Source organism: Bradyrhizobium sp. (genome assembly GCF_049581145.1).
GTDB lineage: Bacteria > Pseudomonadota > Alphaproteobacteria > Rhizobiales > Xanthobacteraceae > Bradyrhizobium.
The window spans coordinates 1-7,492 of sequence record NZ_JBAURI010001129.1 but is presented as its reverse complement, the minus strand read 5'-3'; the positions used below and the strand labels follow the sequence as shown (position 1 = coordinate 7,492).

At 59.0% G+C, this 7,492-nt stretch carries 6 protein-coding genes; 5 read left to right on the top strand and 1 reads right to left on the bottom strand.

Features of this window, described 5'->3' with window-relative positions; translation table 11 throughout:
- Window positions 1-170 precede the first annotated feature (170 nt).
- Complete coding sequence (locus WCB02_RS36185; protein ID WP_423966392.1) at window positions 171-452, bottom strand: hypothetical protein; 282 nt, start codon at window positions 450-452, stop codon at window positions 171-173.
- 1,649 nt (window positions 453-2,101) lie between these two features.
- Between WCB02_RS36185 and WCB02_RS36180 the strand changes: the two genes are divergently transcribed.
- The 5 genes from WCB02_RS36180 to WCB02_RS36160 form a co-directional block, all read left to right on the top strand.
- The gene (locus tag WCB02_RS36180; protein ID WP_423966390.1) at window positions 2,102-2,416 is read left to right on the top strand and encodes a hypothetical protein; all 315 of its coding nucleotides are present in this window, start codon (window positions 2,102-2,104) and stop codon (window positions 2,414-2,416) included.
- 376 nt (window positions 2,417-2,792) lie between these two features.
- The gene (locus WCB02_RS36175; protein WP_423966387.1) at window positions 2,793-3,467 is read left to right on the top strand and encodes a response regulator transcription factor; all 675 of its coding nucleotides are present in this window, start codon (window positions 2,793-2,795) and stop codon (window positions 3,465-3,467) included.
- A 128-nt stretch (window positions 3,468-3,595) separates the two neighbouring features.
- Window positions 3,596-4,054, top strand: coding sequence for a response regulator transcription factor (locus WCB02_RS36170; RefSeq protein WP_423966384.1), 459 nt, complete (start codon window positions 3,596-3,598; stop codon window positions 4,052-4,054).
- Window positions 4,055-5,476: 1,422 nt separating this feature from the next.
- Window positions 5,477-6,304 (top strand): formate dehydrogenase accessory sulfurtransferase FdhD, encoded by an 828-nt coding sequence (gene fdhD, locus WCB02_RS36165; RefSeq protein WP_423966382.1) that lies wholly within the window; start codon window positions 5,477-5,479, stop codon window positions 6,302-6,304.
- A 546-nt stretch (window positions 6,305-6,850) separates the two neighbouring features.
- Window positions 6,851-7,492 (top strand): molybdopterin-dependent oxidoreductase (locus WCB02_RS36160; protein WP_423966394.1); only part of this gene is annotated, 642 nt, incomplete at its 3' end.

Below are 7,492 nucleotides of genomic sequence, written 5' to 3'. Positions count from 1 at the left end.
ACCTGCGGCAGCATCGCATCCTTGAATTGATTTGCGAGATGCTCGGACTGCACAATCAGGCTGAAGAATCCTCTCGCTCCCAAGCGAACTTGACGCATTGGATCGTCTCCCGTCTCGCCGCTCATGGGCCGCGGCTTGACGCCGAAGGAGCCGACCGCACTGAGGGCCTTTCAACAGCCTCGGCAGATCGAGTCTATCATTTTGTCGACCTTCGCTTCCTCGCTGTCGATAGCGGGATTGGTTCCAAGCAGTGGCCCCTTCATGGGGCCAGCGCCCGTACCGGATGACGAGAGTGCTGTGCCCAGAGAGTTGGTGCCGGGCGCGGCGGCGGTGGTGCCGAAGGCGCCGCCAGACATCGACATATGGTGCGATCCCATGCCGCCGCGGCCAAACGCGGCCGTCGTTGAAAGGCCGATGCCGAGGACGACGCAAAGAACTGAACGCAGTTTCATGACGCAAACTCCTTGTTGCGAATGGAATAGTCCGGCCGCAGCGTCAGATTGCCGGCCGCGTGGTCGGCAGGGCCGGCGGAATCTCTATTGCGCCCGCTCTCGCCACGGCCGCGGCCGTGATCAACTTCGCGTTGCCATTCCCGATGGAACCGCTCCCTGGGCCGAAGCCAGTGAAGGAGATAGCAGCTGCACACACCACAGCGACAATTGCGGTTACAACGGCGGGCATCAGGTCACCGCGCCGATACCTTCTTTGAGCGTCCATCTGTCTGTTCTCCCAAGCCATGGCTCCGATGCACTCGCATCGGCATGCCGTCAATGAGGCCGCATCAACCGATCGCTCCGCAAGGAGAGGACCAAACACGCGATCAAGTTGACGAGTGATCGCCGATGCGCATGACCCTGATCTAGGGTCGGCACACGCGGGCGCCACTAAATTCGATTTTATTCGTTGCGTGATCCGCCACGACCCCAGCGATTTGACCCAACAGTGAAGTGGTACAGGTTTGGCGCGATGGCAGTCCGCGGGAAGCGATTGGACCCCATCAGGAGTTGGGTCGGAATGAGCCCCCGTCATGGGCTTGGCACACGGCATGGTGACATTGGAAGGCGCAGTCTGTGATATTTACAATTTGGTTGTGATGTCGTTCACGCCTAAACAAAGGCGCTGCTTCAGTACGAAGGGGCGTCACCTTGCAGTAGCCAGCCGTGCGATGGAGCATTGGAGAGAACGCCTTCCGGACAGGCGCTCATCGTGCTGCCGTGCCGCTCGCAGATCGTAATGACTCTTTCCAAGCAGGCTGGCCACTACCCCAATAGCAATGAGACCAACGAGCACGATGAGCTCCGTCGGTGAGAAATCGTCGTTCAGTTGAACTCCGATGCTTTACGAAAGCGACTGGGCTCACTCTGAGGCATGGCATAGGCGCCGAAAGGGCCAGGATGCATGTTCCGTGCATCACACCATTGACATCCATTTGGACCCCACGATTCGGTTGCCGCGAAGCCGCACAATGGGAGTGCCAATTGTTCGGCCATAGCCGCCGGCGCGGGCTTCTGACCGCCGGCACATGATTGGGCAAGCGCCGCGTTGCAGGTCAATGCAATCAGGAATGTTCCCAGCAAGAATGAAATGCATCTCATTGGCCGTCTCCATCTAGGATCTCGAGGGTACGCGGTCGTGCTCCCAGCATTTCGCAATGGAGTATTCGCGCCTCGCAAAGACCGACTTAGACGGTCGAAGTCCGAGAATGAATTGTACGGAGGTAAATCTCGCTCCGTCGAATGGATTGATCAGTCATACGAAGGTTTCGGTTTTTGTCGTTAAGCGAATGTGATCGAATGTCGTTTCACACGACCCGATCCAGAGCGTCGACGGGTGCTGGTTTGCCCACCATTTCCGGATAGTCGGCTGTGCCAGCCAATCCGGACGAATCTCGAATCATCTTTCTCATCACGACGTGATTTTCGTGACGCGCAATTTAGTGGGGCGGAAGCGCTGCCGTATTAAATCCAGATCGACCGGTCCGAACCTTCGGACGCGCGAAAAACGCGAAAAGTCAAGTCTCGGAAGCGCACGCTGCTCACGGGAGCGTGGTCAGTTCTGCACGCCGCGACTTCTCGCCAGCTTTGATCAAGGAGAAATCAACGTGACTTCACTCAAGATTGTCGCTGCTGCCGCGCTGCTGTCGGCCATGACAGCGACCCCAGTATTCGCGCAAGCCGCCATACAGGAGCCGGGCATGTTCGCCTTCTACCATCCCTATCTCGACGTTCTGAACGGTGGCGCTCCTACACCAGCAGCCAAGTTTGCCTCGGAGCCGCCCGCGGCCATGGCCTATGCTGCGAGGGAGAGCGGGATTCCCGCTTCCGTCGACGCTTCCCGCGTGCGGCATTATCGGTCCTACGATCCCGCATCGCGCGCTTTGCAGAGTAGGAAGGGCCGCCAACATCCACGCGGTTGACTCTATCCCCCGGCCTTCCTCATCGCGCGCTCCGCGCGGGCTGTTTGCAATCGCTCAGCCGTGCATGGGGGCGCAGCTGCTGGCAGCCTGCGTCCTCATCGCATCGAAATCGGTATTCTGGGGTTTGCGCGTCGTGCCTTTTGGGCTAAAATGTGGTTCCATGCGCGATCGGTGCCCGGATAGCCCGCTGGAACAGCTTCACTTGTGCGCTCCGATCAGGACCAGTCTCCGGTTGCGGGTCGTGGCAGGTGTATTGAGCTCGTTCAGCAACGTAGAAGCCGATTCAGGCCGGAACGGCGATTGCCTCGGCCTTAGAACCGGCTGCTCTCAATGGTTCGCCACTGGGCGGTGCGGCGAAGATGTATGAGAGGGTGGCGTGACTCAGCGCGATTCTTCAGTGAAGGCGGTTGACGGCAAAGACCGATGCATCGTTTTCGTCGTGGATGACGATGAATCGACGCGTCGTGCGCTGGCGAGACTTTTCTCTTCGGTGCAGTTGCGGGCCGAAGTGTTCGCTTCGGCACACGAATTCCTGCACAGCGAGCGCCCTGACGTACCGGGCTGCCTCGTACTCGATGTTCGTCTTCCGGGATTGAGCGGTCTCGATTTCCAGGCCGAGTTGGCAAAAGCGGACATCCGAATTCCCATCGTGTTCATCACCGGCCACGGCGACATTCCCATGACGGTGCGGGCCATGAAGGCAGGCGCCGTCGACTTCCTTTCCAAGCCGTTTCGCGACCAGGACCTGCTTGATGCCGTCGCAGCTGCGATCCAGCGTGATGAGAGGCGGCGCGAGCATGAGCATATGGTCACCGAACTCAAGGCGCATTTCCAATTGCTTACCCCTCGCGAACGAGAAATCATGGCCTTCGTCGCGAGCGGGTTGATGAGCAAGCAGATCGCAGCCAAATTCGAGCTTAGCGAGATTACCGTGAAGGTGCATCGCAGTCACCTCATGAAGAAAATGGGCGCGAGATCGGTCGCTGACCTGGTCAGAATGGCAGAAGCGCTCGGCGTGACGTCGGGTCGCAGCGCTGACCCTAAGCGGTAGGGGGTTACGTCTGCTCAAATCCATCCCCCGCCGGGCTTGGTGGAATCGACCAGCGCGATGCATCGTCGGGCTCTTCAGTAAAGCAACCTAAGTATAGTTCCCGACTCGTTGGACGCGTGTTATTTCACGTGAGAGGCGGCACCATATCGGGGCGAGACCGTTATCAGGTCCGCATTCGAAAAGGTGGCCGCTTGGATATCCCGATAATCTCGATTGTTGATGATGACGCTTCGCAGCGCATTGCGACGGCGCGGTTGTTGAGGTCAATGGGATTTGCGGCCTATGTGTTTGCGTCAGCGCGGGAGTTCTTGCTATCACCGCGATTGAGCGACACCTGCTGTCTCATTGCCGATGTCGAGATGCCGGGCATGAGCGGCCTCAAGCTGCAAGAGGAACTGATTGCTCAGGGCAACACCACGCCGGTCATGTTCATGACGGCATTTCCCGAGGATCGGATTCGGGACCAGGCGATGAGGGCCGGCGCGATCGGCTTCTTGGCCAAACCTTTCGACGAAACGCAATTGCTCGAATGCGTCGAGCGGGCCCTGGCGAGACACGGCACGGGCAAGGGGCGCGGCGACGCCTGATGGCTCGCGTGCCCCGGGCCGGGACGATTTGGCAAATGCGATAGAGGCGTTCCAGATCAGCCAGCTTTCAGCCGTGGAATCGATGGGCCGGCAGCGCCGATTTGCGCCATTCATCAGCCGCGGCCTACGTCAGTCGTTTTGGATGAACTACGTGCGGATCGAAAAGACAGTCCGACCCAGTCTCATCTAGTTTGCGGTCTCTCCCCGGGTGCCCAGTTGTTTGCCCTGGACGGGTGCCAAACTGACGGCGGACCATCAAGATGATCCGCCGCCTTTTCTCGCCGCAGCGCAAATTCGGCTGAACCTCCAGTAGCCATCGGCGCGTGTGCAGACATCCGCGCTTTGGTCTGTCGCTCGAATTCAGCATCTGTTGCGAATATGGAAAGGGGCGTCCCCCTCCGAATAGTGGAGGCAAACTCGACGCGGCGTTCAGCCGTTCGCGAATCCGGTGTGTGCGAAGATGCCGACGCCAAGGCTGTCAGATCGTGCCAGGGCGTAGCAGTCAAGGTCACAGTAGTAGAGCCGTGTGCCGGTATCTCGTAGATAGCCCGCCGAAATCGGCCGATTGCAGTAAGCACAACGAATTTGCGAAAACGGCGTTCTGCCACGTACCAATACAAATCTCATGAGATCACCTCCAGCATGAAGCGGTCGAAGGCGCAGATGGCACCCGATCGGTCTGCCGTCACGATTGTCACGGCGCGGCGGAAGTCTCCGCATCCGCGGCAGTGTCACGCAGACAGGCATTGCAGCAGCCAGTTACGATCACTCTCGCGCCGTGCCTTGAATCGATCCACGCATTTGTTTGAGCAGAGAGCCGTTCGGCTGACGTGATAGCGGATAAGGCCAAATTGCCGGCCGCAGATGGCACAGCGCTTTGTCGAGCTATTGTGAACTCGCTTGTTCTGATTGATCGTCATCAGCGTCTCCTTTGGGAAATGGATGAGTAGCGTCGCGGCGGTCGCGCTTCGCAGACACGTGAAGCGGCATTTCGAGTGTAAGCCACCGGGTGAGAGGCCGTGCGCAGAGCCTGAGAGGCGTTTCTGGCCACGATGACAAGGCAGTTGACTTGCCTTGCCAACGTCGATCCGCGCGTGGGGCGACACCCGATGCCGGCCCAGCGTTGTGCTGATTGGGTTGCGCGGGTCCGGGTTCGCTGGGATCGCGGCCTCCAATCGGCCATCGCATATGGGATAGACTAAGGTGATCGGAACTGCCGGCTCAATTGCACCGAGGTAAAGATCGGACAACAAAAGGCATCGGAAAGCGATACGTAGGTTTGAGCGCGGGGTGCTCGGATCCATGAATTGCAGAAAGTCTCTCTGCTGCTCGTATCGTGCAAACCAGCAAGGTGCGCCCGTTATGAGGAAGAAGTTGCCAAAAAGCCGTGTTAGATCAGATTTGCGGGTTGGAGCTGTCGCTATGATCACCAGTTGCGCATTCAACGAAGTGATGAAGCTCGTTTGGAGCGGAGGAAGGCCCACGCTATCGTCGAGGCCGGTGGCCGAGGAGAAGGCCATCGCTTTGAGCTACAACGGATCGTCGCATGCGGTGATGATGGCAACACCCGCCGATCTCAGCGATTTCGGTGTCGGCTTCGCCCTTACGGAGGGTCTTGTGGAAAAGGTCGACGAGATCCTCAGTATCGAACTGGTCGAGACGGATCTGGGCATTGAAATCAGAATGTGGCTCGACCAAAAGCGGACGAGGTTCTTTTTGGTTCGGCGACGTGCAATCCTTGGGCCGATTGGCTGCGGGCTCTGCGGCATCGAAAGCCTCGAACAGGCTTGCCCCGCGCCGCCGCAGGTGGCGAACGGCACGATGTTCCGCGCGCGCGACTTGCTCAACGCCATGCGCGGGCTGGCGCCGTTGCAAAGCTTCAATCGGAAGACTCGATCGATGCATGCAGCCGCGTTTTGGGATCCGACGATTGGCATTGGCCCGGTCAGAGAGGACGTTGGCCGCCATAATGCGCTCGACAAGCTTGCCGGTGCGCTCGCGCGCCACAATATAGCTTGCTCGACTGGCGCGATCCTTCTTACGAGCCGCGTCTCCGTGGAATTGGTGCAGAAGACGGCAATGATCGGCGTGCCTGTACTGATTGCCATTTCGGCTCCGACGACGCTCGCGATCGAAACGGCCGAGAAGGCAGGGATCACGCTCATTGCCGTCGCTCGGGAGGACGGTTACGAGGTATTCACGCATCCTGATCGGCTCATCTTCTCGGAAAATGGAATGATCGCGGCGTGATCGGGTCGAAGCGATGGCGTCCTTTCCTTTGGACGCAGGCCGGGGCGCTTCTCTCCTGCAATAGCGAAGCCTGCTCGTCGTCGTTCATGCCATTGCGCAGGTGCCCGCTGCTTTTGCGGCCGCTGTCAGAAGCGCGTCAAAGCAATCGACGCGATGAGGACGCCGTGGGCGATATTTCAGTTCACGAGTCCGTCGAGCATCAAGAAAACGAAAATGGACCGCGCTCGATCGCGGCGCCGACAGCTGACGCTGTCAACACATCTCGTCGCGAGATCATGGTTGCACTCCCTGAAGGTTGAGCGGGGCCCGTCGGAACTTAACCGATCAGTGCGGGCGTCCTCGCCGGGAAACTAGGCGAGGCCCTCTCGGTTCGCTTCCCCAAATGGCGAGGTGTTTTTCAGGAATGCACTGCGACGTGTCGTGCCAAGCGCGAAGGGCATTCGTCGGATGGTGCGATCCGGAAAGGCTGAGGTCGTTCTCGAAAGACGTTGTCGAACAGGCTTACCTAGTTCGAGACGATGGTCCCTGTCCGCAAAGGTGTTTTCAATGTCTGATCAAAAAGCCATTCGTCCCTATCATCACCCGGCCGGCGGATGGGGGGCACTCAAAGCCGTGAGCGAGCACCTGCTTCAGCAGGGTGTCGCGGTCAAGGGCGCGGAAACACTGAGCTGCATGAACCAGCCGCAAGGGTTCGACTGTCCCGGTTGCGCCTGGCCGGACCCGAAGCATACTTCGTCGTTTGAGTTCTGCGAAAACGGCGCCAAGGCGGTGGCGTGGGAGGCGACCGCCAAGCGTTGCGCGCCGGAATTTTTCGCGGCACACAGTGTCAGTGAATTGTCGGGCTGGGGCGACTACGAGTTGGAGATGGTCGGGCGCCTGACCCATCCGATGGCTTACGATACAATCTCGGACCATTATCTGCCGGTGAGCTGGGACGAGGCCTTCGCGACCATCGGCCGCCATTTGAGCGCGCTGCCAGATCCGAATATGGCGGAGTTCTACACCTCTGGCCGGACCTCGAACGAGGCCGCATTCCTCTATCAGCTCTTTGTTCGGGAATATGGCACGAATAATTTTCCCGATTGCTCCAACATGTGCCACGAGGCGACGAGCGTCGGTCTGCCGCGTTCGATCGGTGTCGGCAAAGGAACGGTCCTGCTGGAGGATTTTGACAAGACGGATTGCATC

What these genes read in the sequence shown, in the direction of transcription:
- WCB02_RS36185 (WP_423966392.1), bottom strand. Translation starts at nt 452, where the DNA reads ATGAAACTGCGTTCAGTTCTTTGCGTCGTCCTCGGCATCGGCCTTTCA.
- fdhD (WP_423966382.1), top strand. Translation starts at nt 5,477, where the DNA reads ATGATCACCAGTTGCGCATTCAACGAAGTGATGAAGCTCGTTTGGAGC.